The sequence below is a fragment of the Methylobacterium mesophilicum genome, from assembly GCF_022179445.1.
GTDB classification, from domain to species: domain Bacteria; phylum Pseudomonadota; class Alphaproteobacteria; order Rhizobiales; family Beijerinckiaceae; genus Methylobacterium; species Methylobacterium mesophilicum.
On sequence record NZ_BPQU01000020.1, the window covers coordinates 74,561 to 97,304 of the forward strand.

At 71.5% G+C, this 22,744-nt stretch carries 15 protein-coding genes; 9 read left to right on the forward strand and 6 right to left on the reverse strand.

Annotation, left to right across the window (positions count from 1 at the left end; all coding sequences use genetic code 11):
* Nucleotides 1-9: 9 nt before the first annotated feature.
* Nucleotides 10-729 (reverse strand): class I SAM-dependent methyltransferase, encoded by a 720-nt coding sequence (locus MFF40_RS18950; RefSeq protein WP_147896969.1) that lies wholly within the window; start codon nt 727-729, stop codon nt 10-12.
* Between the two features lie 74 nt (nt 730-803).
* Here MFF40_RS18950 and trmD point away from each other — a divergent pair, with 74 nt between their 5' ends.
* The 3 genes from trmD (at nt 804) to aqpZ (ending at nt 4,454) form a co-directional block, all read left to right on the forward strand.
* Nucleotides 804-1,532: a tRNA (guanosine(37)-N1)-methyltransferase TrmD gene (gene trmD / locus MFF40_RS18955; protein WP_147896970.1), complete on the forward strand. Its 729-nt coding sequence runs from the start codon at nt 804-806 to the stop codon at nt 1,530-1,532.
* A gap of 353 nt (nt 1,533-1,885) precedes the next feature.
* Nucleotides 1,886-3,052 (forward strand): phosphoserine transaminase, encoded by a 1,167-nt coding sequence (locus MFF40_RS18960; protein WP_238261770.1) that lies wholly within the window; start codon nt 1,886-1,888, stop codon nt 3,050-3,052.
* Nucleotides 3,053-3,713: 661 nt separating this feature from the next.
* Nucleotides 3,714-4,454: an aquaporin Z gene (gene aqpZ / locus MFF40_RS18965; RefSeq protein ID WP_147896973.1), complete on the forward strand. Its 741-nt coding sequence runs from the start codon at nt 3,714-3,716 to the stop codon at nt 4,452-4,454.
* Between the two features lie 337 nt (nt 4,455-4,791).
* Here aqpZ and MFF40_RS18970 read toward each other — a convergent pair whose 3' ends face one another.
* The 3 genes from MFF40_RS18970 to tesB all read right to left on the reverse strand — a co-directional run bounded on the left by MFF40_RS18970 (nt 4,792) and on the right by tesB (nt 8,043).
* Complete coding sequence (locus tag MFF40_RS18970) at nt 4,792-6,303, reverse strand: ammonium transporter (protein WP_147855546.1); 1,512 nt, start codon at nt 6,301-6,303, stop codon at nt 4,792-4,794.
* 66 nt (nt 6,304-6,369) lie between these two features.
* Entirely contained in the window at nt 6,370-6,708 is a 339-nt protein-coding gene (locus MFF40_RS18975) for a P-II family nitrogen regulator (protein ID WP_147855545.1), read from the reverse strand.
* 435 nt (nt 6,709-7,143) lie between these two features.
* A complete protein-coding gene (gene tesB / locus MFF40_RS18980; RefSeq protein WP_147896974.1) occupies nt 7,144-8,043 on the reverse strand; it encodes an acyl-CoA thioesterase II in 900 nt (299 codons plus the stop codon).
* Nucleotides 8,044-8,138: 95 nt separating this feature from the next.
* Between tesB and MFF40_RS18985 the strand changes: the two genes are divergently transcribed.
* Nucleotides 8,139-9,410, forward strand: coding sequence for an FAD-dependent monooxygenase (locus MFF40_RS18985; RefSeq protein ID WP_147896975.1), 1,272 nt, complete (start codon nt 8,139-8,141; stop codon nt 9,408-9,410).
* Nucleotides 9,411-9,705: 295 nt separating this feature from the next.
* Here MFF40_RS18985 and MFF40_RS18990 read toward each other — a convergent pair whose 3' ends face one another.
* Together MFF40_RS18990 and MFF40_RS18995 are read right to left on the reverse strand one after the other, a co-directional pair.
* Nucleotides 9,706-11,241, reverse strand: a complete 1,536-nt coding sequence (locus tag MFF40_RS18990) for a glycosyltransferase family 2 protein (protein WP_238261772.1) — start codon at nt 11,239-11,241, stop codon at nt 9,706-9,708.
* A 17-nt stretch (nt 11,242-11,258) separates the two neighbouring features.
* Nucleotides 11,259-14,366 (reverse strand): rhamnan synthesis F family protein, encoded by a 3,108-nt coding sequence (locus tag MFF40_RS18995; protein WP_238261774.1) that lies wholly within the window; start codon nt 14,364-14,366, stop codon nt 11,259-11,261.
* Nucleotides 14,367-14,657: 291 nt separating this feature from the next.
* Between MFF40_RS18995 and MFF40_RS19000 the strand changes: the two genes are divergently transcribed.
* From MFF40_RS19000 to MFF40_RS19020, 5 genes are all read left to right on the forward strand, one after another.
* Nucleotides 14,658-15,206: a formaldehyde-activating enzyme gene (locus MFF40_RS19000; protein ID WP_058192649.1), complete on the forward strand. Its 549-nt coding sequence runs from the start codon at nt 14,658-14,660 to the stop codon at nt 15,204-15,206.
* Nucleotides 15,207-15,476: 270 nt separating this feature from the next.
* Nucleotides 15,477-16,481, forward strand: a complete 1,005-nt coding sequence (locus MFF40_RS19005) for an AAA family ATPase (RefSeq protein WP_147856948.1) — start codon at nt 15,477-15,479, stop codon at nt 16,479-16,481.
* A gap of 2 nt (nt 16,482-16,483) precedes the next feature.
* The gene (locus tag MFF40_RS19010) at nt 16,484-17,395 is read left to right on the forward strand and encodes a DUF58 domain-containing protein (RefSeq protein ID WP_147856947.1); all 912 of its coding nucleotides are present in this window, start codon (nt 16,484-16,486) and stop codon (nt 17,393-17,395) included.
* Nucleotides 17,396-17,402: 7 nt separating this feature from the next.
* Nucleotides 17,403-20,222, forward strand: coding sequence for a DUF4159 domain-containing protein (locus MFF40_RS19015; protein WP_238261776.1), 2,820 nt, complete (start codon nt 17,403-17,405; stop codon nt 20,220-20,222).
* A 214-nt stretch (nt 20,223-20,436) separates the two neighbouring features.
* The gene (locus MFF40_RS19020; protein WP_147896978.1) at nt 20,437-22,521 is read left to right on the forward strand and encodes a hypothetical protein; all 2,085 of its coding nucleotides are present in this window, start codon (nt 20,437-20,439) and stop codon (nt 22,519-22,521) included.
* Nucleotides 22,522-22,744: the final 223 nt, after the last annotated feature.

A 22,744-nucleotide genomic window follows, 5' to 3' on the forward strand; every position in this document is an offset into this window, starting at 1 on the left:
CCGAACCGCTCAGCGGGGCGTCGCGGCATCCCGGCACGGGCGGATCGTCTCCGGGCGCGGCCTCTGATCCGGCGCCGGCGCGGCGAACACCGCCAGATAGGCGCCGCCGCTCAGGGGGTGGAACCCGGTCTCCCGGTAGCCGGCGGCGGCGAGTTCGCAGCGCAGTAGCGCCGGCGGGGTGCCGTGCCGCGACGGGATGTCGTCGGCGTCGACGATGCCGACCCGGCCGCCCGGGCGCATCGCCGGGGCGAGGTTGTGCAGCAGGCCGAAGGGCTGGGCGATCTCGTGGTACATGTGCACGAGGATGGCGGCATCGACCGAGTTCGGCGGCAGCCGGGGATCGTGGGGCTCGCCGCGCACGACGGTGACGTTGTCGAGCGCCGTCACGCGCTTTTCGAGGCTCGCCAGGTAGGCGGGGGTCACGTCCTCGGCCAGGACCTTGCCGCGAGGACCGACAAGCGGGCTGAGGCGCACCACGTAATAGCCGCTGCCGGCGCCGATATCGGCCACCGTCTCACCCGGGGCGATGCCCATCCCGCGGGCGACCGCGTCGAACTCGCCGGCCTTGTCGCGTGCGGCCTCCGCCGACCATTGCGGCGCGACGATCTCGGCCACGGGCCGGTCGGGCTTGGGGAACGCCCCGGCGGGGGCGCCCGGGGGCGCCAGGGGCCCGGCCGCGAGGGCCGGTCCCGCCAGGAGAGCGGTGAGGAGAAGCATGCGCCGGATCATCGCCGACAACCCGCCGGGGGCCGAACGGTGCCCGAGCCGTTGACCGTGCCGCACCCGGCGCGCGATCAAGCGCCATGACGCGCGCGGAAACGCCCTGGCGGGCCACGATCCTCACCCTCTACCCGGAGATGTTCCCGGGCCCGCTCGGCGTGTCGCTGTCCGGCGACGCGCTCGCCCGGGGCGACTGGAGCCTGGAGGCGCGCAACATCCGCGAGCACGGGCTCGGACGCCACCGCTCCGTGGACGACACGCCGGCCGGCGGCGGCGCCGGGATGGTGCTGCGCTGCGACGTGCTCGCCGCCGCCATCGACGCCGCGACCGGGGCGGACGATCCGCGGCCCCGGCTGCTGATGTCTCCCCGCGGCCGGCCGCTCAGCCAGGCCCGGGTGCGGGACCTCGCCGCCGGCCCCGGGGCGCTGATCGTCTGCGGCCGGTTCGAGGGCGTCGACGAGCGCGTCATCGCCGGCCGCGGCCTGGAGGAGGTCTCGATCGGCGATTACGTGCTCTCCGGGGGCGAGATCGCCGCCCTCGTGGTGCTCGACGCCTGCGTCCGGCTCCTCCCCGGCGTGATGGGCAAGGCGCAATCGGGCGTCGAGGAGAGTTTTGAGGGCGGGCTCCTCGAATATCCGCACTACACGAGGCCCCGCGACTGGGAGGGCCGGCCGATTCCCGATGTGCTCTCGGGCGGGAATCACGGCGCCATCGCCCGGTGGCGGCGGGCGGAGGCCGAACGCATCACGGCCGAGCGGCGCCCGGACCTTCAGGCGGGCTCCAGATCGATCACGGGCCCGTCGCACTCGTAGTCCAGGGGATCGAGTTGCAGGGGCTGGGCGGCGGGATGCCGGAGCCGGCCCGCGAGGGCGAGGCGGGTCGCTAACGCGCCGATAACCATAAGTAAAACCGACCAGGCCGATACTATCGCAGCACTGTGGAAAGACATCAGCGTACCTCGAACGCAACACGGCACGCCATTAAGGCTAACGGCCCAAGATTAATCGACGGTTCCGTAGGCCCGAACAGCCTGTCCCGGGCAGGGGCACGCACCGAAGACTGCAACCCGCACAAGCGCTTGCCAGAGGCCCGGATTGGGCGCATGCGCGGTTCCGGGACACTCCTCCCCGTCGAGGAGCGCCCATCTGCAAGGATGGATCCGACGATGAGCCGACCCGACAGGCGCCCGCGCGTTCCCCACTTCTCGTCCGGCCCCTGCGCCAAGCGTCCGGGCTGGACTCCGGCCGCCCTGGCCGACGCCGCACTCGGTCGCTCGCACCGCTCCGCCATCGGCAAGGCCAAGCTCGGCCGGGCCATCGACCTGACCCGCTCGGTGCTGCAGGTGCCCGACGATTACCGGATCGGCATCGTGCCGGCCTCCGATACCGGCGCCGTCGAGATGGCGATGTGGACGCTGCTCGGGCCCAAGCCCGTGGAGGTCGCCGCCTGGGAAGCGTTCGGCAAGGAGTGGGTCACCGACGCGCTCAAGCAGCTCAAGATCGCGCCCAGGATCCACCAGACGCCTTACGGCGTGCTGCCGGACCTGTCGGCGATCGACACCAGGAATAACGACGTGGTCTTCACCTGGAACGGTACCGCCGCCGGCGTGAAGGTCCCGAACGGCGACTGGATCGCCGCCGACCGCGCGGGCCTGACGATCTGCGACGCCACTTCGGCGGCCTTCGCGCAGCCGCTGTCCTGGGACAAGCTCGATGTCGTGACCTTCTCCTGGCAGAAGGTGATGGGCGGCGAGGCCGCGCACGGCATGCTGGTGCTCTCGCCCCGGGCGGTCGAGCGGCTGGAGAGCCACGTCCCGGCCTGGCCGCTGCCGAAGGTGTTCCGACTGACGAAGGACGGCAAGCTGATCGAGGGCATCTTCAAGGGCGACACGATCAACACGCCCTCGATGCTGGCCGTGGAGGATTACCTCGACACCCTCGACTGGGCCGTGCGGATCGGCGGCCTGCCGGCGCTTCACGCCCGGGCCGACGCCAACGCCAAGGCGATCTACGACTGGGTCGCCCGGACCCCGTGGATCGCGCCGCTGGCGGTCGACCCCGCGACCTACTCGAACACCGGCGTGTGCCTGGTGATCGCCGACCCGGACGTGCTCGCCCGCGGCGACGCGGCGGTGGCGGCGCTCGCCTCGGGCATCGTCGAGCGCCTGGACCGCGAGGGTGTCGCCCTCGACATCGGCGCCTACCGCGACGCCCCGGCGGGCCTGCGGATCTGGTGCGGCGCCACCGTCGAGACCGCGGATCTCGAGGCGCTGACGCCGTGGCTCGACTGGGCGTTCGCGGAAGAGAAGGCGACGCTGTCGAAGGCGGCGTAGCGCCGTCGGCTGGGTCGTTCCCAGCCTCTCCCCGATCCCGAGGCGGCGCAAGCCCTCTCCGCCGCACGGGACACCGGTTCGGCGAATGAATGCGCGCCGAAACACGGACTGAGGGCCGTTCCCGATCGCATCCCGGTCGGGAACGGCCTCCGCGCTGGCAAGTCCGGCAGGCGGCCTCCGGAAGCCGCCGCGATCCCGGGAGACATCCTGCGAGGCTCCCGCGGCGCGTCGGGATGCGGTGAGGAACCGCGAGGTCCGTCGCGATCGCTGCAGCGGTCGCGTCATTGCGAGCCGTCAAACGCCGCGCGGCGCCGAAGTCCGACGGAACCCCGGCCCCCATGGAGCCGGGGTTTCTTTGGACCTGCGATGCGGCTCCCCGTCCGGCGCGGCGTCCCCGACGGCTCGACCCGGCAGCCGGACGCCTCGGTAGCGGGTCAAATCGGCAACCTTAGAGTTATACACAAACTTCAGGATGCCAGACTTCGACCGGTCGTCCGGGCAAGCCCGTGCAGGTTGTATCCGTCTTAAAACTATGCAGTATTCCCTTCCATATATGCCAAAAAATACAGTCAACATTGAAATTCTCCATCGGAAACGGCGAAGCTTACGAGCTTGAGATCCTTCTATCATCCCGCCAATCCAGCATTCGAGAGGTTCCGACATGGATCACGACACGATGCGCCGGGCGACCGCCGAGTTCTTCGGCACCTTCTGGCTCACCTTCGGCGGATGCGGTGCGGCGGTCCTGTCGGCGGCCTTTCCGGAACTCGGCATCGGCTTCCTCGGCGTAGCCTTCGCGTTCGGCCTCACCGTGCTGACGATGGCGTACGCGGTCGGGCACATCTCGGGCGGGCACTTCAACCCGGCCGTGACGCTTGGCCTGTGGTCGGCGCGGCGGTGCGCGAACCGGCACGTGCTTCCCTACATCGCCGCCCAGGTCGTCGGCGCGATCCTGGCGGCGGGCGTGCTCTACGTGATCGCGGCGGGGAAGGCCGGATGGATCCCGAACGGATTCGCCGCCAACGGCTACGGCGATCTCAGCCCGGGGAAGTACAGCCTCACGGCCTGCCTCGTCACCGAGTTCCTGACGACGTTCTTCTTCGTGTTCATCATCGTCGGCACGACCTCGAAGGGCGCGGCCGCCGGCTTCGCCGGCATCCCGATCGGGTTCGCCCTGGTGCTGATTCACCTCATCTCGATCCCGGTGACCAACACGTCGGTCAACCCGGCTCGCAGCACAGGGCCGGCCCTGATCGCCGGCGGCCCCTACGTGACGCAGCTCTGGTTGTTCTGGCTGGCGCCGATCCTCGGGGCGATGACCGCCGGAGCGATGGCACGCTGGATCTACGAGCCCGCGGACATGGTCGAGACCCGCGTGATCGAGAAACGCGCCGTCGCGTGAGATCCTGACGGCCCGCCCGTCGCGGGCGGTGCCGGACCGAGACCCAATCCCAGCCCCGGCCCGGGCCCCGGCCCAGGGGAAGCCCCTGCCGCCCGGGGCTCCGACATGAAAAAGCCCCGGCTCACACGGAGCCGAGGCTTTTCGTTCGCGGAGCGCCGCCCCGCAGGGCCGCGCTCGGTCTTTGTTCTTGCGTCGGCTTTTCCGAAAGCCGGCTACCGCCTTTCGGGGCGATGCTCTGGAGCCGTTCCCGACCGCGTTGCAATCGGAAATGGCTCCAAGGCTTTGTCGGGACGCGATCTCTTGTGCCGAACCGGTGTCTACGTCGGCCCAGAGCGCCCTAGTAGTTGTAGGCGCGCTCGCCGTGGTCGGCGATGTCGAGGCCCTCGCGCTCCTCTTCCTGGGTCACCCGCAGGCCGATCGTCAGGTCGACGAGCTTGTAGAGGATCGCCGAGCCGATGCCGGACCACAGCAGGGTCAGGCCGACCGCCTCCGCCTGGATGATGAGCTGGCTCACCATGTCGTAGGCACCGACCGCCAGCTCGCCCGGCTTCGAGGTGTAGTCGGGGATGCCGACGCCGCCGAGGTTCGGGTCGACCAGGATGCCGGTCGCCAGGGCGCCCAGGATGCCGCCGATGCAGTGCACGCCGAACACGTCGAGGGAGTCGTCGTAGCCGAGCGCGTTCTTCACGGTGGAGCACATCACGAAGCAGACCACGCCGGCCACGAGGCCGAGCACGATCGAGCCCATCGGGCCGGCGAAGCCCGAGGCCGGGGTGACGGCCACGAGGCCCGCCACCGCGCCCGAGAGCATGCCGAGCAGCGACGGCTTGCCCTTGAGCGCCCACTCGGCGAACAGCCACGCCACCGCGGCGGCGCAGGTCGCCACGAAGGTGTTGAGCATCGCGAGCGCGGCGGTGCCGTTGGCCTCGAGGTTCGAGCCGGCGTTGAAGCCGAACCAGCCGACCCACAGCAGCGAGGCGCCGATCATGGTCATGGTCAGCGAGTGCGGGGCGAGCAGGTCGCGGCCGTAGCCGATGCGCTTGCCCATGATCAGGCAGCCGACGAAGCCGGCGATGCCCGCGTTGATGTGCACCACGGTGCCGCCGGCGAAGTCGAGGGCGCCCTTCTGGAAGAGGAAGCCCGCATCCTTGTTGACCGCGTCGAGCGCCGCCTGGGCGGTCGCCTTCGAGGCGTCGTCCGTGGCGGCGGCCAGCGCCTTGGCGGCGTTGCCGACGGCATCCGGGCCGGCCCAGTACCAGACCATGTGGGCCATCGGGAAGTAGATGAGCGTGACCCAGAGGATCGTGAACACCACCAGGGCGGAGAACTTCATCCGCTCCGCGAAGGCGCCGACGATCAGCGCCGGGGTGATCATCGCGAACGTCATCTGGAAGCACAGATAGGCGTATTCGGGGATCACGACGCCGTTGGAGAAGGTCGCCACCGTCGAGTTGGCGTCGATGCCCTTCAGGAACGCCTTGGACAGGCCGCCGACGAAGTCGTTGATGCCGCCGCCGTTGGTGAAGGCGAGGCTGTAGCCGTAGAACACCCACAGCAGGCCGACGATCGACACGATCGCGAACACCTGGGTCAGCACCGACAGCATGTTCTTGGTGCGCACGAGGCCGCCGTAGAACAGTGCCAGGCCCGGCACGCTCATCATCAGCACGAGGGCCGCGGAGATCATCATCCAGGCGGTGTCGCCCTTGTTGGGCAGCGGCACGGCGGCGGCGGCCGGAGCCGCGGAGGCGGCTTCCGGAACCGGGGTCTGCGCGAGGGATGGCTCGATCAGGAGGGCGGCGAGCGCCGCGCCTCCCAAGCCGAGCATCAGGGCGTTACGGACTTTCATGGACAGGTGGCTCCGGTCACGATGCGTTGCGCGTTGCGTAAAGGTTGAGGCTGTCGGCGGGCCGGCTCAGAGCGCGTCGGCGTCGGTCTCGCCGGTCCGGATGCGCACCGCCTTCTCGAGGGGCAGCACGAAGATCTTGCCGTCGCCGATCTGGCCGGTGCGGGCCGCCGCCGCGATGGCGTCGATGACGCTGGCGGTCAGGTCGGAGGCGACCGCGACCTCGATCTTGAGCTTGGGCAGGAAGCTCACCGCGTATTCCGCGCCGCGGTAGATCTCGGTGTGGCCCTTCTGGCGGCCGTAGCCCTTCACTTCCGTCACCGTCAGGCCGTGGACGCCGATTCCGGTGAGCGCGTCGCGCACCTCCTCCAGCTTGAACGGCTTGATGATGGCCATCACGATCTTCATGGGCGGCGCCCCCTTACCGAGTCCCTGGGAACCGATGCCGTCGCCCGATCCACGCGGCGGCCCGATCAGAGCCGCCCGCCGAGCCGGGCTGGCCCGCGGTTGAGCGGGGCTATTCAAGGACTATGCCACCCGAGCTTGGCGGGGAACTTTTCAGCCGGACGCGCTTATGCCCAGCAAATAGACCCGTTAGGCGAAGCGTTGAGCACGCTGCGTCGGAGTGTTGCCCATAAGGCGTGCAAACGATTGATAAAACGGCACATCATGGCGATGCATTTTTGCAACGCACGTTGGCGAAGGCTCCTTAATCCGCGGGCGATGGGCGATACGGTGGCTTAAAGCCTCCGTTGAACCCCGTTGCATCGGGCGCCCACCCCGCCATCCCGGGGGCCGCCCTCGCCGCGCGGATCGAAAGAGGAGTCGTTCCGCGCCGTGACCTCATCCCCCATGCGGCCGGATCAGACCCTCTTGCGCCACCGAGGCGACGAGGTTGCCGGCGCGGTCGAAGATCTCCCCACGGGCGAAGCCGCGGGCGCCGCCGGCGGCCGGGCTGTCCTGAGCGTAGAGCAGCCAGTCGTCGACCCGGACCGGGCGGTGGAACCACAGGGCGTGGTCGAGGCTCGCCGCCTGGATGTCGGGATCGAACACCGAGCTGGCATGCGGGATCAGCGACACGTCGAGCAGGGTCATGTCGGATGCATAGGCCAGCACCGCCCGATGCAGGGCCGGGTCGTCCGGCAGGGCCGAGGCCGCCCGCAGCCAGACATTGAACACCGGATCGGGGCGCGACCCGTCCTTGCGGCGGGCGGTGTAGCGGTCGAGGTCCACCGGTCGCAGCTCGATCGGGCGCTCGCGGCCGAAATAGGCGGCGACCGCCTCGGGCATGCCGGAGGCGCCGGCGGCCGCCAGCGCCTTGCCGTCGAGGAGGCCGTCCGGCCCGGCCACGGCCGGCCTGCCGGGCTGGTGCTCGAACCCGCCCTCGGAGACCTGGTAGGAGATCGTGGTGGCGAAGATCGCCCGCCCGTGCTGGATCGCCTTGACCCGCCGGGTGGTGAAGCTGCGCCCGTCGCGGATGCGCTCGACCTCGTAGACGATCGGCGCGCGGGGATCGCCCGGGAGCATGAAATAGGCGTGGAGCGAATGGGCCGGCCGGTCGTCCGGCACCGTGCGGGTGGCGGCCACCAGGGCCTGGGCCACCACCTGGCCCCCAAACACCCGGCGCCAGCCGGTCTTGGGGTTCTGGCCGCGGAATAGATCGACCTCGAGACGCTCGAGGTCGAGGATGGCGATGAGCTCGGCGACCGCGTCGGTCATCGCGTCGGTGGTGGCGTCGGTCATGAGTCGCGGGGTTTCCGTTCGTCGTCCAAACGCGACATAGGCCTTTCGGGCGGAGCGATCCACGCGCTCGGCCCCCAGATCGGAGATCCGTGACGATGACGGCCCAGACGCCCCGCCCCGGCAGCCGCAGCCTCCTGATCGCCGGCGGCGGCCTCGCCAGCCTCGCCCTGGCCTTCGCACTCAAGCAGGCCCACGGGCCGGCTCTCGCCGTGACCGTGATCGACCCGCACGGTGCCGATCCCGCCCGGCACCGCGGCCGCGCCTACGCGCTGGCGGCGGGCGGGCGGCGGATGCTGACGCAGCTCGGGCTGTGGGAGCGCATCGCGGCCGCCGCCGAGCCGGTCGCCGAGATGGTGATCTCCGACAGCCGGCTCGCAGACCCGGTGCGGCCGGTGTTCCTGACCTTCGGACGGGAGGAGGAGGACCAGGCCGACCGGGCGGTGGGCGAGCCCTTCGCCCACATGGTCGAGGCCGAGCCCCTGGCGCGGGCGCTGTCCGAGGCCTGCCGGGACGGGGGCGTCGCGATCGTCACGGGGGGCGTGGTGCGGGCGGTGCCGGAGGGCGCGGCGATCCGAGCGGAGTTGACCACGGGCGAGAGCCTCCGGGCCGACCTGCTGGTGGCCGCCGACGGGGCGCGCTCGCGCCTGCGGGAGGCGGCGCGGATCGGCTGGGTCGGCTGGTCCTATCCGCAGGTCGGGATCGTCGCCACGATCGGGCATGCCCGGCCGCACCAGGGCCGAGCCTTCGAGCATTTCCTGCCCGCCGGCCCCTTCGCGATCCTGCCCCTGCGGGATGGCGGGTCGCTCGGCCACCGCTCCTCGATCGTCTGGACCGAGCGGGCCGACGAGGCCGACGCGCTGCTTTCGGGCGAGCCCGACGCGGTGCTGGCCGAGATCGAGCGCCGGTTCACCCTGGATTTGGGCGCGCTGGCCCTGGAGCACGGGCCGAGCCGGCACCCGCTGGCCTTCGGCATCGCCCGGGCGTTCCGGGCGGAGCGGCTGGCGCTGCTCGGCGATTCGGCCCACGTCATCCACCCGATCGCCGGGCAGGGCCTCAATCTCGGCCTGGCGGACGCCGCGGCTTTGGCCGAAGCGGTGACCGGCGCCCTGCGGCTCGGGCTCGATCCCGGCAGCCCGGACGTGCTGCGGGCCTACGAGCGCGCCCGCCGGTTCGACAGCTTCGCCATGGCGGCGGCCACCGACGGGCTGAACCGGCTGTTCTCCAACGACGCCCTGCCGCTGCGGCTCGCCCGCGACCTCGGCCTCGGGATCGTCGACCGCCTGCCCGGTCTCAAGCGGTTCTTCATCGGCGAGGCCGCGGCCTCCCGGGGCACGCGGCCCAGGCTGATGCGGGGGGAGGCGCTGTGAGGGATTGCATGCCAACGGGTCTGCGGTTCGACAACAGGCGCCGTCCAGACATGACACGCGCGCCGTCGCTCCCGAAGTTCTGATGCTCGCAGGTCGGCATCTGTGAGGCGCAACACGCCCCCTCTCCCGTGCGGGAGAGGGTTGGGGTGAGGGACCAGGTCTCTTCGGAGAGGTCGCACCCCTCACCCTGTCCCTCTCCCGCACGGGAGAGGGGACCCGCGCTTCGTGCGACACCTTTTGGCTTCGCTACCCGATCAATGAGGAGGAGCGGCGCACGGTCTCGAGCTTGGCAGGCTCAGGCCGTCTGCCCTGCTCTTCGCTCGCTCACCCACCGCGCCGCGTCGGCCCGGGGGGCGACCACGTCGGTGTCGGTGCGCAGCTGCGGGCTGTAGGCCGGGTCGTCGGTCAGCACGTCGTGCCAGCGGCGCAGGAAACGGGAGATCTGGGAGCCCGGGGCGAAGCTGGTCTGCCGCGAGGCGCTCTCGTGGTGCGCCATCTCGGCGAACGGCGTGTAGACGATGCGGTAGCCGAGCATCCGCAGCTTGAAGCACAGGTCGACGTCGTTGAAGTCGAGGGCGAAGCTCTCGTCGAAGCCGTTCACCGCTTCCAGCACCGCCTTGCGCGTGGCGAACAGCGCGCCCGTCACCGACGAGCAGTCGCGATGCGCCAGCGCCCAGTCGCCGTAGGTCGGCTCGGCCGCGTCGCGGTTGTACCAGGGATGGGCGCAGACATCGAAGATGCCGCCGAACATGCCGGCATGCTGGATCTTGCCGCTCGGGAACAGCAGCCGCCCGCCGACGCCGCCGACGCCGCGGTCGAGCGCGAAGGTCAGCAGCGCCTCGATCCAGCCGGGGCGGCGCACCACGAGGTCGTCGTTCATCAGGATGACGAGGTCGGTCTCGGCGGCGCGCCAGAGGGTATTCATCTTGGCCGCGTAGTTGAACGGCGCGCCCTCGGGCCGCGTGGTGAGCAGGCGGGTCACCGCGAACCGGTCGGAGCGGCCCCGGTAGATCGCGTCGTCGGTCTTGTCGTCGCCGATCAGCACCCGGATCCGGTCCGCCGGGTAGCTGCTGCGGGCGAGGCTGTCGAGGAAGGTGATGACGTGCGGCTTGGCGCCCGCGATCGGGCTCCCGTCCTCGTTCCGGGGCCGGGTCTGGGCGGTGGGCACCACCAGGGTCACGACTGGGCGCGCATCGAGGCTGCGGCGGATCTCCAGCGTGTCCGGAGTCAGGCCGGGGGCGGTGCGCAGGGACGCGCCCGAGCCCTGGAACCAGCGGTCGAGCACGTCGGCGCGGGCGGCGCGCTTCGCCTTCGGGCGGGCGAGCGGCGAGGCGATCAGCGTCTGCGGGATCCGGTCGATGCCGACGCCCGCCGAGAGCGCGTCGAGCAGCAGCCGGAACCAGGCGGCGTTGCCGGTACGCCGGCCGAAATCCGGGGTCAGGCCTGCCAGGGCCGAGACGCGGATCACCAGCGGGAAGCCGATATAGTCGTCGGCCATGAGGAGTGCCGGGTTGAAGGCCGGCTTGCAATGGACGCTGCGGACCTGGCCCGCGCCGTCCACCACGGCGTCGTCGCCGTAGAAGATGCCGATATCCGGCCGCTCGGCCATCGCGGCGAGGATCGGCGCGAACAGGTCCGGATGCAGATCGGACGCGGCCGGGGCCACGAACACGGCCCGGCAGGCGGGAAGCTGGCCGGCGGCGATCTGGCCGAGCTTCCGCTCGTCGACCGGGTGGAACCGCTCGTCGAGGGGTAGCGGCAGGATCGCGTCCGGCCAGGCGTGCGCGCTCCAGGAGGCCGACGGGGCCGGGACCGGTTTTTTGTTCAACACGGCGCGTCTCCCGGGCGTCAGCTACGTTCGGCCTTGAGAAGACGAGACAGGCTCGCCTCCATGGCGGCGGCCACCGCGCCGATCGACAGGCGCTCGCGGATCCGGGCGCGGGCGGCGGCGCCGATCCGCGCGGCATCGCCACTCGTCACCGTCCGGGCGGCGTCGGTGAGCGCGCGGGCGAGGTCGTCCTCGTCCACCTGCCCCCATTCGGCGCCGCGCAGATACGGCCCGTAGGTCTGGTCCAGGGCGGCGATCTCGGCCTTCACCGGGAAGCCGCAGGTGGCGTCGAGGAAGTCGCGGCTGCCGCCGTAATCGGTGGCGACCACGACCTTGCCCATCTCCATCGCCTCGGCGATCGTCAGGCCGAAGCCTTCCGAGGAATGCGACGAGGCGTAGACCGCGCAGAGCTCGAACAGGGCGCCGAGCTCGTTCTGGGACAGCGGCTGGTCGATCACCACCACGTCCCCGGCCTTGCCGACGAGGTCGAGCAGCTTCTTGCCCTCGTCGGGCAGGTCGAACACGTGCTTGGTCTTGAGCACGAGCTGCCAGCCGGATTGCGCCAGCGCCGCCGCCCGGAACGCGCGGATCAGCGCGTGCGGGTTCTTGCGGGCGAGGTAGCTCGACCCGTCGAAGGCGTAGAGGATGACGCGTCTGGCCGGGTCGATGGAGAACGCCTTGCGCAGGTTGGCCTTGGCGGCGGCGCTCGCCGGCTCGCCGGGCTCGTTCTCGACCACGTAGGGCACGACATCGACCGGGATGTCGGTGATCTGGCGGAAGATCGCGGCGCAGAACTCGGTCGGCGCCCAGATCGCGTCGAGGCCGTCCACGGTGGGCAGCCAGCCGCCGGGGACGTGCGAGGTCTCCCAGACGAACAGCCCGATCTTGAGCCGGGCGCTCGCGGTGATGCCGAGCTGGCGCTCGCTCATCAGGGAGTGCCAGCTGTCGCCATTGAAATGCACCAGGGCGACGTCCGGCGCCCCCGAGAAGGTCCGGGCCTGCCAGCCCGGCCCGACCCGGGCATGGACGTGGAACGACCGCTCCATCGGATGCACGTTCAGGGCGAACGGCGCCCGGTGCAGCGCCCGCACGTAGCTGCGCGCCGCGACGCCGAGCCCGTTGGCGTAGTTCATCGGCGAGACGTAGGAGACGCGCAAGGGCCGCTCCGGCGCCTTCGGCCTGCGCAGGTCGGCCCAGATCTTGGGGCCGGGATACGTGAAGGTCTGGTCGAGCCGGTCGAGGTCGAAGCCGCGCTCGCCGATCGCCTCGCGCACCGCCGCGCCGCCGATCGCGGCGTGCTCGCCCAGGAGCGAGCGCTTCACGAACGGGAAGCCCTGGGTGAGCATGTTCTCCCAGTCGAACAGGGTGCGGTTGTTGCGCGGGTCGTTGACCAGCGTCATGTGCTTATTCTGGGCCGAGAACAGGCTGCGCATGCCGAGCCCCGCGGCCCGCATCCGCCCGGAGAAGGTCAACTCGTACTCGGTGATGACCGTGTTCTTGTCCGGCCAGTTCGCCACCGACTGGATGAAGTGGTTGAACGCGTACGACGACACGCAGCGCTTCTTCAGGGCCAGGAAGAAGCTTTGCAGGTGGTGACTGTAGTAGAAGTTGTCTGCGAGCCCGATCACCGCCTCCGGGTAGGCATCGATCTTCGACAGCAGCCCCGCGAAGTCGCCGCTGTCGAGGGGGCCGACCAGGCTGTCGTTGGCGAGGTACAGGGTCTCGGAATCGAGCAGGTCGTCGTCCTCCAGGAGGACATGCGCCCAGGCCGCGAAGTCGAATCCGGTGTTCTCGCGCAGGTAGGCCGAGGCGCAGAGCTTCAGGATCGCCTCCGGCACCGCGGTCTTGTGCTGGTCGGCCGCGATGATGAGCACGATGTCGATGCCGTTCTCAGAAAACGCCCGCAGGTAGGGCTCGACATGGCCGCGGATGCGCCCCTCCGGCGCGTGGGTGATGAACAGGGCGGTGCGGCCGTGCCGGCGCGGCTCCCGCTTCAGGCAGGACAGCCGGGCGTCGGCGGCCTCCGGGACCGCGGTGCCGGCGACCCGGCGGGTCAGCCGGCCGGCCTCAAGCCCGGTCGTGACGTAATCGACCAGGGGGTTGAGCCCGAGCGCCGCGACGCGGGGGTAGCGGGCGAGGTACCAGGGCGCGTCGAAGCGCGGGGACGGGCTCGTGCGCCGGCCGTTATCGGACAGGAAATGCGCGAGCGGATTAGCCTCCGTCTCGTCGTCGGCGAGATAGGTCTTGGTGTACCAGCGCGTGTCGAACCAGGGGCCGGGATCGAGTCCCTCCCGGGCGCCGTGCTCCAGGAAGTGCACCAGCGGGTTGAGGCTGTCGGCGCGCACCGCCGCCGACTGCGCGGCGTACCAATCGGGGTCGAACAGGGGATGCGGGGCGTAGCGGCGGTATCCGCCGGCCATCACGTAATGCTCCAGCGGCTCGAGCCCGCTGGTCTCGGCCTCGGGGCAGCGCCCACGGTAGAACTCGGCATCGAAGATCCCGGAGCGGCGGATCAGGTCGACGTGCCGCGACAGCCCGGCGAATTCCTCGGGGTTGCGCAGGTAGCCCTGCTTCCGCCCGGTCTCGAAATAGTGACTGAGCGCGATGCCGCCCGCCTCCCGGGCATCCGGGTAGCGCGATCGGTACCAGGCGGAGTCGAACAGCGGCGACGGGTCGGTGTCGGGGCTCTTCAGGAAGTGGAAGAACGCCCGGGCGCGGGCGTCGGCGCCGCCGAGATAGCGCTGCGCGTACCAGTCCGGGTCGAACAGCGGGTTGGGGGCGATGCCGGCGTCGGCGCCGCGCTCGACGTAGTGGATCAGCGGGTTCACGCCCTCGGCGCGCAGGCCCGGGACGGCGTCGAGGTAGCGGTCGCCGTGGAACAGCGGCGACGGCCAGCGGCCCTCGCGCCCGCCATGCACCGCGTAGTGCACGAGCGGGTCAATCCCCTCGCCGACCACGTCGGGATAGCGCCGCCCGTACCAGGCCGGATCGAACAGGCCCGAGGCCTTCACGGCCGCCACCAGATCCGCCTGACGGGGCTCGCTCGTCCGCCGCCGCTTCAGGCGCCGGGCCAGCGGGCGCGTGAGGGACCGCGCGGGCCCGGCGACGAACACATCTCGAAGGCGCATGGTGTGTACCGGATACGCGGGAGGCCCGCTGTGCTGCCTACGCCGCAATCCGCGAGAGACATCAGGAGGTTCAGCCGGTCGCCCCGGCCTCGCGCGCCTTCCTACTGGTCCGGCTCGCCCGCGCCAAGGGCCAGGACAGGTTGGGCCAGGACAGGTTCACCGAGCCGGCAGCGGCATCGCGGCGGAGCCGACGGATGCCGGAGCGCGTGCTAGAGGGGGCGCCGTCGATCCAGTCGGCACGGCCGCAGCGGCCGCCCCCGCCCCGTGCCGCAACCCAGGGAGCCTACCTTTATGAGTGAACGCATCATCCTCCGCGCCGGCGAGGCGCTCGTGGCGGGCGGCCCGCCGAACACCGCGTCCGAGCCGGAGGTCATCATCGGCGAGCTGGACGGTCCGGTCGGCACCGCGATCGCGACGCTGACGGGCGACCAGGTGGTCGGCCACAGCCGCGTCTTCGCGCTCCTCAACACCGACATCATGGTCCGGCCGGTGACGCTCTGCGTCTCCAAGGTCAGCGTGACCGAGAGCAAGTACACCTCGATCCTGATGGGCACGGTGCAGTTCGCCATCGCCAACGGCGTGCTCGACGCCGTGCGGGCGGGCTACATCCCCAAGGAGAAGGCCAACGACCTCGGCATCATCTGCTCGGTCTGGCTCAGCCCCGGCGTGATCCAGGCCGAGACGGTGGATCACAAGGCGCTGTTCGAGATCCAGCGCAAGGGCATGACCGAGGCGATCCGCAAGGCCATGACCAACGAGCCGTCGATCGACTGGCTGCTCGAGAACCAGGACAAGATCGTGCACAAGTATTACACCATGGGTCTCGAAGGTAAGATCTGAACCGCGTCCTGAAACAAGCGTGCCCGGGAGCGGTGGAGGACCGAACGACTTCGCTCCCGGGCACCGGCCGGCGCCCAAAAACGTAAGGGTGCGCGGCTGCCCGGAGGCGGCGCCCCCGAGGCTGGCAACCGGAGTTGCATTGCCTCGCGGATCCGACCGCGAATCGGCGTGCGGCGATCCCGACCTTGCCAGCCCGGTGCGAACGGCCCCACATTGACCGGATGACCGGAGGGGCGCCTCGGGTGCCCTGCACAGGAGACGGACAACGGCATGACGCAGGCGATCAGCCCGGCCACCAGCCTCGACGACGGCATCGTGGCCACCGCGGAGAGCTGCCTCGCCGCCGTGGGTCAGGCCCGGGACGCGATCCACGGGGTGATCTTCGGCCAGGAGAAGGTCGTCGATCTCGCCCTGGTGACGATCCTGGCCGGCGGCCACGGCCTCCTCGTCGGCCTGCCGGGTCTCGCCAAGACCAAGCTGGTGGAGACGCTGGGCACGGTGCTCGGCCTCGACGCCCGGCGCGTGCAGTTCACCCCGGACCTGATGCCGTCCGACATCCTCGGCACCGAGATCCTTGAGGAGGATGCCGAGCGCCGCCGGGCGTTCCGGTTCGTGCAGGGGCCGGTCTTCACCCAGCTCCTGATGGCCGACGAGATCAACCGGGCGAGCCCGCGGACGCAGTCGGCCCTGCTCCAGGCGATGCAGGAGGGCCACGTCTCGGTGGCCGGCGCCCGCCACGACCTGCCGCGGCCGTTCCACGTGCTCGCCACCCAGAACCCGATCGAGCAGGAGGGTACCTACCCGCTGCCCGAGGCGCAGCTCGACCGGTTCCTGCTGGAGATCGACGTCGGCTATCCCGACCGCGCCGCCGAGCGCCGCATCCTGATCGAGACCACCGGCATCGACGAGGTGCGCCCGCACGCCGTGATGTCCACCGACCAGTTGCTCACCGCCCAGCGCCTGGTGCGTCGGCTGCCCGTGGGCGAGGCCGTGGTCGAGGCGATCCTCGACCTCGTGCGCGCCGCCCGGCCCGATGGCGGCGACCCGCTGGTGAAGGACAAGCTGCTCTGGGGTCCCGGCCCCCGCGCCAGCCAGGCGCTGACGCTCGCGGCCCGCGCTCGGGCGCTGATCGAGGGCCGGGTCGCGCCCTCGGTCGCCGACGTGAAGGCCCTGGCCGAGCCGGTGCTCAAGCACCGGATGGCGCTCAGCTACACCGCCCGCGCCGACGGCGAGACCATCGAGGGCCTGATCGGCAAGCTCGCCGAGAAGCTTTAGCCTTGGTCGGGACCCACGCCCTCGACTCCGAACGGCGCACCCCCGGCAGGCGCGAGAGCGAGGGCGCGACGGCCCTCTCCGAAAGGATGCCCCGCCTCGTGCTGGAGGCGCGGCGGGTGTCGAGCCTCCTGGCCCACGGCCTGCACGGCCGCCGCCGGGCCGGTCCGGGCGAGAGCTTCTGGCAGTTCCGCCCCTTCGTCACCGGCGAGGCCGCGGCGCGGGTCGACTGGCGCCGCTCGGCCCGGGACGACCGGCTCTACGTGCGCGAGCGGGAATGGGAGGCGGCCCACAATATCTGGCTGTGGATGGACCGCTCCGCCTCGATGGGGTTTTCGTCCGACCTAGCCTCGGCGTCGAAGGTCGAGCGCGCCCTGGTCCTCGGGCTCGCGCTCGCCGACGCCTTCGTGGAGGGCGGCGAGCGGGTCGGGCTCCTGGGGCTGACCCGGGCGACGGCGTCGCGGGGGATCGTCGAGCGGATGATCCAGGCCTTGGTCGCCGACAAGGCCGGCCTGGAGCAGGACCTGCCGCCCCGTGCGAGCCCGGCGCGCTTCGACGAGGTCGTGCTGATCGGCGACTTCCTCACCGATCCGAGCCGGATCGCGACCGCAATCCAGGCCCTGGCCGGACGGGGCAGCCGCGGCCACCTGCTGATGGTCGTGGATCCGATCGAGGAGACCTTCCCGTTCTCGGGCCAGGCCGTGCTGCACGATCTCGAAGGCGGGCTCAGCCTCGATATCGGCGATGCCGGCGCCTGGGGCGACCGCTACCGCGCCCGCATCGCCGAGCACCGCGCCGCCCTGCAGGCGATCGCCCGCCAGCAGGGCTGGACGCTCACCATCCACCGCACCGACCGCCCGGCGAGCGAGGCGGCCCTGCGGCTCGCCACGCTGATCGCCGCGCGCGGCCCGGAGTGAGGCCGCCATGCTCGGTCTGACCTTCGCGGCGCCCCTGGCGCTCGCCGCCCTGATCGGCCTGCCGGCCCTGTGGTTCCTGCTGCGGGTGACGCCGCCGCGCCCCCGGCGGATCGACTTCCCGCCGCTCAAGCTCGTCGCCGACCTGATCCCACAGCGGCAGACGCCGGCACGCACCCCGCCCTGGGTGCTGCTCCTGCGCCTGTTGATCGCCGCCGCGTTGATCCTCGCGGTGGCCGGCCCGGTCTGGAATCCCGGCGGCGTCGGGGCGGGCGGCGGGCGCAGCGCGCTCCTCGTGCTCCTCGACAACGGCTTCCCGGCCGCCCACGACTGGCGCGACCGGCTGCGGGTCGCCACCGACGCCGTCGAGGGCGCGGCCCGGGACGGCCGGCCCGTGGCGGTGATCGGCCTGGCCGAGCCGCCCGCGGCCTTCGAGGCCAAGACCCCGGCAGCCGCCCTGGAACGCCTGCGCGCCCTGGCGCCCCGCCCGATCCTGCCGACGCGGGACGCGCATCTCGCCAGCATCGGGACGTTCCTTGAGAAGAACCGCGGCGCCGGCCTCGTCTGGATCAGCGACGGCGTCGCCGGGGCGAGCGACGAGCGCTTCGCCAAGGGCCTGGCCGACCTCGTCGGCGGCAGCGGCGCCGCCCTGACGGTGCTGCGCGCCGACAGGCCGCCGGCCCTGGCGCTCACCGCCTCCGAGACCGGCGGCACCCTCACGGCCCGGGCCCTGCGCGCTGCCCCGAACGGGCGCGACGCCGGCGTGATCCGGGCGCTCGACCAGAAGGGCCTGCCGCTGGCCGAGCGCGACATCGCCTTCGCGGCCGACGCCACCGAGGCGACGGCGACGTTCGAGATGCCCGTGGAGCTGCGCAACAGCATCAGTCGCCTGGAGATCGCAGGGGAGCGCTCGGCCGGGGCCGTGGTGCTCCAGGACGAACGCGGCAAGCGCCGCCGGGTCGGCCTGGTGTTCGGCGGCACCCTCGACCAGGCCCAGCCGCTCCTGGCGCCGACCTACTACCTCGCCCGGGCGCTCCAGCCCTTCGCGGACGTGCAGGAGGCGCGCGGCGCCAAGGGCACCGCGGAATCGATCAACCAGCTCCTCGACAACCAGGTCTCGGTGCTGGTGCTCGCCGATGTCGGCGCGCTCGATGAGAAGACCACCGCCCGGGTCGAGAGCTTCGTGAAGGCCGGCGGCATGCTGCTGCGCTTCGCCGGCCCCCGGCTCGCCGCCGGCAACGACCCGCTCGTGCCGGTCCGCCTGCGCCGGGGCAACCGGACGCTCGGCGGCACGCTGTCCTGGGACAGCCCCAAGACCCTGGCGCCGTTCCCACCCGAGAGCCCCTTCGCCGGCCTGACGCCGCCGGCCGATATCGGCGTGCGCCGCCAGATCCTGGCCGAACCGGACGGCGACCTGCCGAACCGGACCTGGGCCTCCCTGCAGGACGGCACGCCGATCGTCACCGCGCAGAAGCGCGGTCAGGGCACGCTGGTGCTGTTCCACGTCACCGCCGACACGACCTGGTCGAACCTGCCGCTGTCGGGGCTGTTCATCGACATGCTCCGGCGCGTGGTCGGCCTGGCCGGCACCTCGGCGCCCCCCGCGGGCGAGGCGAACCGCGCGTCCGCAATCGTGCTCGCCCCCCGGGCGACGCTGGACGGGTTCGGCGCGCTAGGCTCGCCCCCCGCCTCGGCCACCGCGGTGGCCGCCGATTACGCAGACCGGGGGAATGCCGAGCACCCGCCGGGCTTCTACGGACCGGCGGACGGCGGCATCAGCGTCAACGCCCTCAAGCCCGACGACCGCCTGAAGCCCCTCGATACCGCGGCGCTGGACGGCGCCCGGATCGGAACCCTCGCCGGAGCCGAGACCCTGGACCTGCGCCCGACCCTGTTCACCCTGGCGCTGCTGCTGCTCGCCCTCGACACCCTGGCGGGACTGTGGCTCGGCGGCTTCCTGCGCCGCTCCGCCTGGGCGAGCCGCCTGCGCGGACGCCCGGCGGCGCTGGCCGTCGCGGGCCTCGTGCTGTTCGCCGCCCTGCCGGCGCAGCCGCTGCGCGCCGAGGAGCCCGCGGCCAACCGGCCGAACGGCATCGAATCGGCGCTGGTCACCCGGCTGGCCTACGTGATCACCGGCGACGCCGCCGTTGATGAGGCGAGCCGGACCGGCCTGTCCGGCCTGACCCAGATGCTTGCCTCGCGCACCGCCCTCGAACCGGGCGAGCCCGCCGGGATCGACCCGGCCAAGGACGAGCTCGCCTTCTACCCGCTGATCTACTGGCCGATCGCGCCGTCGCGGCCCCAGCCCTCGGAGACGGCGATCCGCAAGATCGACGCGTTCATGCGCAACGGCGGCACGGTCCTGTTCGATACCCGCGACGCGCTCACGACCCGCCCGGGTGGGCCGCCCTCCCCGGAGGCGGCCTACCTGCGCAAGATGCTGGCGACCCTCGAAGTGCCGGAGCTGGAGCCGGTGCCCCTCGACCACGTCCTGACCAAGGCGTTCTATCTCGTCGACAGCTTCCCCGGCCGCTACGCCACCGGCCAGACCTGGGTCGAGGCACTCCCCCCCGCGGCGGAGGGCGCCGAGCGCCGCCCGGCCCGGGCCGGCGACGGCGTCAGCCCGATCATCATCACCGGCAACGACCTCGCCGCCGCCTGGGCGGTGGGCCGCCGCGGCGAACCGCTCTACCCGGTGGTCGGCGGCGACCAGCGCCAGCGCGAGATGGCCTTCCGGGGCGGCGTCAACATCGTGATCTACACGCTCACCGGAAACTACAAGGCGGACCAGGTCCACGTTCCCGCGCTGCTGGAGCGGCTGGGGCAGTGATTTCTTTGGACACAGTCCCCGGGCAGCGCCTGCTCCCACCAACCCCCCTCATCCTGAGGTGCGGCCGCGCAGCGGGCGCCTCGAAGGAGCCCTCCAGCCGGCCGCGCGATCCCTGGAGCCCTCCTTCGAGGCCGCTGACGCGGCACCTCAGGATGAGGGGGTCTGATGGGCCCATCGCTACATCCCTCACGCCAATCTCGGAGGCTTGCACGCCATGCTGAGCCTCAGCTTCACCCCCCTCCTCCCCTGGCCGGTCCTGGCCGCCCTCGGGCTGATCGTCGTCGTCCTGGCTCTGCTCGCCTTCGTGGCCCGGGGCCGGACCGCTCTGCTGCGCGCGCTGGTGCTTGCCCTGGTTCTGGCGGCGCTCGCCAACCCCGCCCTGGTGCGGGAGGACCGCGAGCCGGTGAAGGACATCGCGGCCATCGTGGTCGACCGCTCCGGTTCGCAGGCGTTGGGCGACCGGCCGCAGATGACCGATGCGGTCCGGGCCGAGCTGCAGCGCCGCTTCGGCGCGCTCACCAACATCGAGCCGCGCTTCATCGACGTGCCCGACGCCAAGGACGGCGACGACGGCACCAAGCTGTTCACGGCGCTGGGCCAGGCTTTGGCCGACGTGCCGCCCGAGCGGCTCGCCGGCATCGTGATGCTCACCGACGGCGTGGTGCACGACATCCCCGCTTCGATGGCGCAACTCGGCATCAAGGCGCCGCTCCACGTCCTCGTCACCGGCCATCCGGACGAGCGCGACCGCCAGATCAAACTCCTGGAGGCGCCGCGCTTCGGCATCGTCGGCAAGGATCTCACGATCCGCGCCGAGGTGATGGAGCGCGGCGGCACCGGCCACGCGGTCGTCACGATCCGCCGCGACGGCGAGGAGATCGGCCGGCGGGACGTACCCACCGACAAGCCGTTCGCGCTGACCACCCGGATCGAGCATGGCGGCCCGAACGTCGTCGAGATCGAGGTCGAGCCGCTGCCGGGCGAACTCACCACGGTCAACAACCGCGCGGTGCTGCCGATCGAGGGCATCCGCGAGAAGCTCCGGGTGCTGCTGGTCTCCGGCGAGCCGCACCAGGGCGAGCGGACCTGGCGCAACCTGCTGAAATCCGACGCCAACGTCGACCTCGTGCACTTCACCATCCTGCGCCCGCCGGAGAAGCAGGACGGCACGCCGATCTCCGAACTGTCGCTGATCGCGTTCCCGACCCGCGAGCTGTTCGTCCAGAAGATCAAGGATTTCGACCTGATCATCTTCGACCGCTACGCCAACCAGAGCGTGCTGCCGCAGGCCTATTTCGACAATATCGTCCGCTACGTCCGCGAGGGCGGGGCGCTCCTCGTCGCCGCCGGCCCCGAATATGCCGGCCCGGCGAGCCTGGCCCGCACCCGGCTCGCCGGCATCCTGCCGGGCGATCCGGACGGGCGCGTGGTCGAGCGCCCCTACAAGGCGACCCCGACGCAGGTCGGCCAGCGCCACCCGGTCACCCGCGATCTGCCGGGCTCGGACGCCAACCCGCCCGCCTGGGGCGACTGGCTGCGCATCGTCCAGGCCCGCACCCGGCCCGGCATCCAGCCGATCCTGTCCGGCGCCGAGGGGCTGCCGCTGCTCGCCCTGTCGCGCGAGGACAAGGGCCGGGTCGCGCTGCTCCTGTCCGACCATACCTGGCTCTGGGCGCGGGGCTATCAGGAGGGCGGCCCCTATCTCGACCTGCTGCGCCGCCTCGCCCATTGGTTGATGAAGGAGCCGGCCCTCGAAGAGGAGGCCCTGCGTGCCCAGACCACCGGCCGCGGCCGCGAGGTGCGGGTCGAGCGGCAGACCATGGCCGAGCAGGTCGAGCCGGTCACCGTCACCGGCCCGACCGGCAAGGTCACGACGCTGACCCTCAAGCCCGGCGAGCCCGGCCTGTTCACCGCCACCTTCGACGCGGAGACCCTGGGGCTGCACACCCTGCGCTCGGGCAACCTCGTGGCCTTCGTCAGCGTCGGCCCCGCCAATCCGCGCGAACTCGCCGACGTGTTCAGCGATACCGAACGCCTGAAGGCGGTGGCCGAAGGCTCCGGCGGCTCGATCCGCCGGGTCGCGGATGCCGGCGGCACCACCCAGGTGCCGCGCCTCGCCACCGTGCGCAGCGGCCGCCTGGCCGGCGGCGACTGGATTGGCTTCCGCCCGAGCGACAGCGCCAACATCCGCGGCGTCGAGGTCTACCCGCTGGCGCTGGGCCTCGCGGCCCTTGCGGCGCTTGCCGCCGCCGTGCTCGCCATGTGGCTGGTCGAGGGCCGCCGCGGGCGTGCGGTTTGAGTTTTTGTTTGTTCGCGTTGGGGGTGGCTCGGCGAGGAGCGTTCCGGGCTGACCCGCATTCAACGGCCGCGACGCCTGCCCTCCCCCCTTTGCGGGCTTGCGGATTCACACATCATGTCGGCAGATTACACGAAAGATACCGCGCCTCTCCCTCCCCCCCTCTGCGGGGCAGGGCTATCGCATTTGGCTGATGAGGCTGAGCAAGTATGTGTCGTTCCATGCG

Bases quoted from the DNA above. Each gene is read 5' to 3' on its own strand.
- MFF40_RS18950 (WP_147896969.1), bottom strand. From the start codon at position 729: ATGATCCGGCGCATGCTTCTCCTCACCGCTCTCCTGGCGGGACCGGCC.
- MFF40_RS18960 (WP_238261770.1), top strand. From the start codon at position 1,886: ATGAGCCGACCCGACAGGCGCCCGCGCGTTCCCCACTTCTCGTCCGGC.
- MFF40_RS18975 (WP_147855545.1), bottom strand. From the start codon at position 6,708: ATGAAGATCGTGATGGCCATCATCAAGCCGTTCAAGCTGGAGGAGGTG.
- MFF40_RS19000 (WP_058192649.1), top strand. From the start codon at position 14,658: ATGAGTGAACGCATCATCCTCCGCGCCGGCGAGGCGCTCGTGGCGGGC.
- aqpZ (WP_147896973.1), top strand. From the start codon at position 3,714: ATGGATCACGACACGATGCGCCGGGCGACCGCCGAGTTCTTCGGCACC.
- MFF40_RS19020 (WP_147896978.1), top strand. From the start codon at position 20,437: ATGCTGAGCCTCAGCTTCACCCCCCTCCTCCCCTGGCCGGTCCTGGCC.
- MFF40_RS18995 (WP_238261774.1), bottom strand. From the start codon at position 14,366: ATGCGCCTTCGAGATGTGTTCGTCGCCGGGCCCGCGCGGTCCCTCACG.
- MFF40_RS19015 (WP_238261776.1), top strand. From the start codon at position 17,403: ATGCTCGGTCTGACCTTCGCGGCGCCCCTGGCGCTCGCCGCCCTGATC.
- tesB (WP_147896974.1), bottom strand. From the start codon at position 8,043: ATGACCGACGCCACCACCGACGCGATGACCGACGCGGTCGCCGAGCTC.
- trmD (WP_147896970.1), top strand. From the start codon at position 804: ATGACGCGCGCGGAAACGCCCTGGCGGGCCACGATCCTCACCCTCTAC.
- MFF40_RS19005 (WP_147856948.1), top strand. From the start codon at position 15,477: ATGACGCAGGCGATCAGCCCGGCCACCAGCCTCGACGACGGCATCGTG.
- MFF40_RS18970 (WP_147855546.1), bottom strand. From the start codon at position 6,303: ATGAAAGTCCGTAACGCCCTGATGCTCGGCTTGGGAGGCGCGGCGCTC.
- MFF40_RS18985 (WP_147896975.1), top strand. From the start codon at position 8,139: ATGACGGCCCAGACGCCCCGCCCCGGCAGCCGCAGCCTCCTGATCGCC.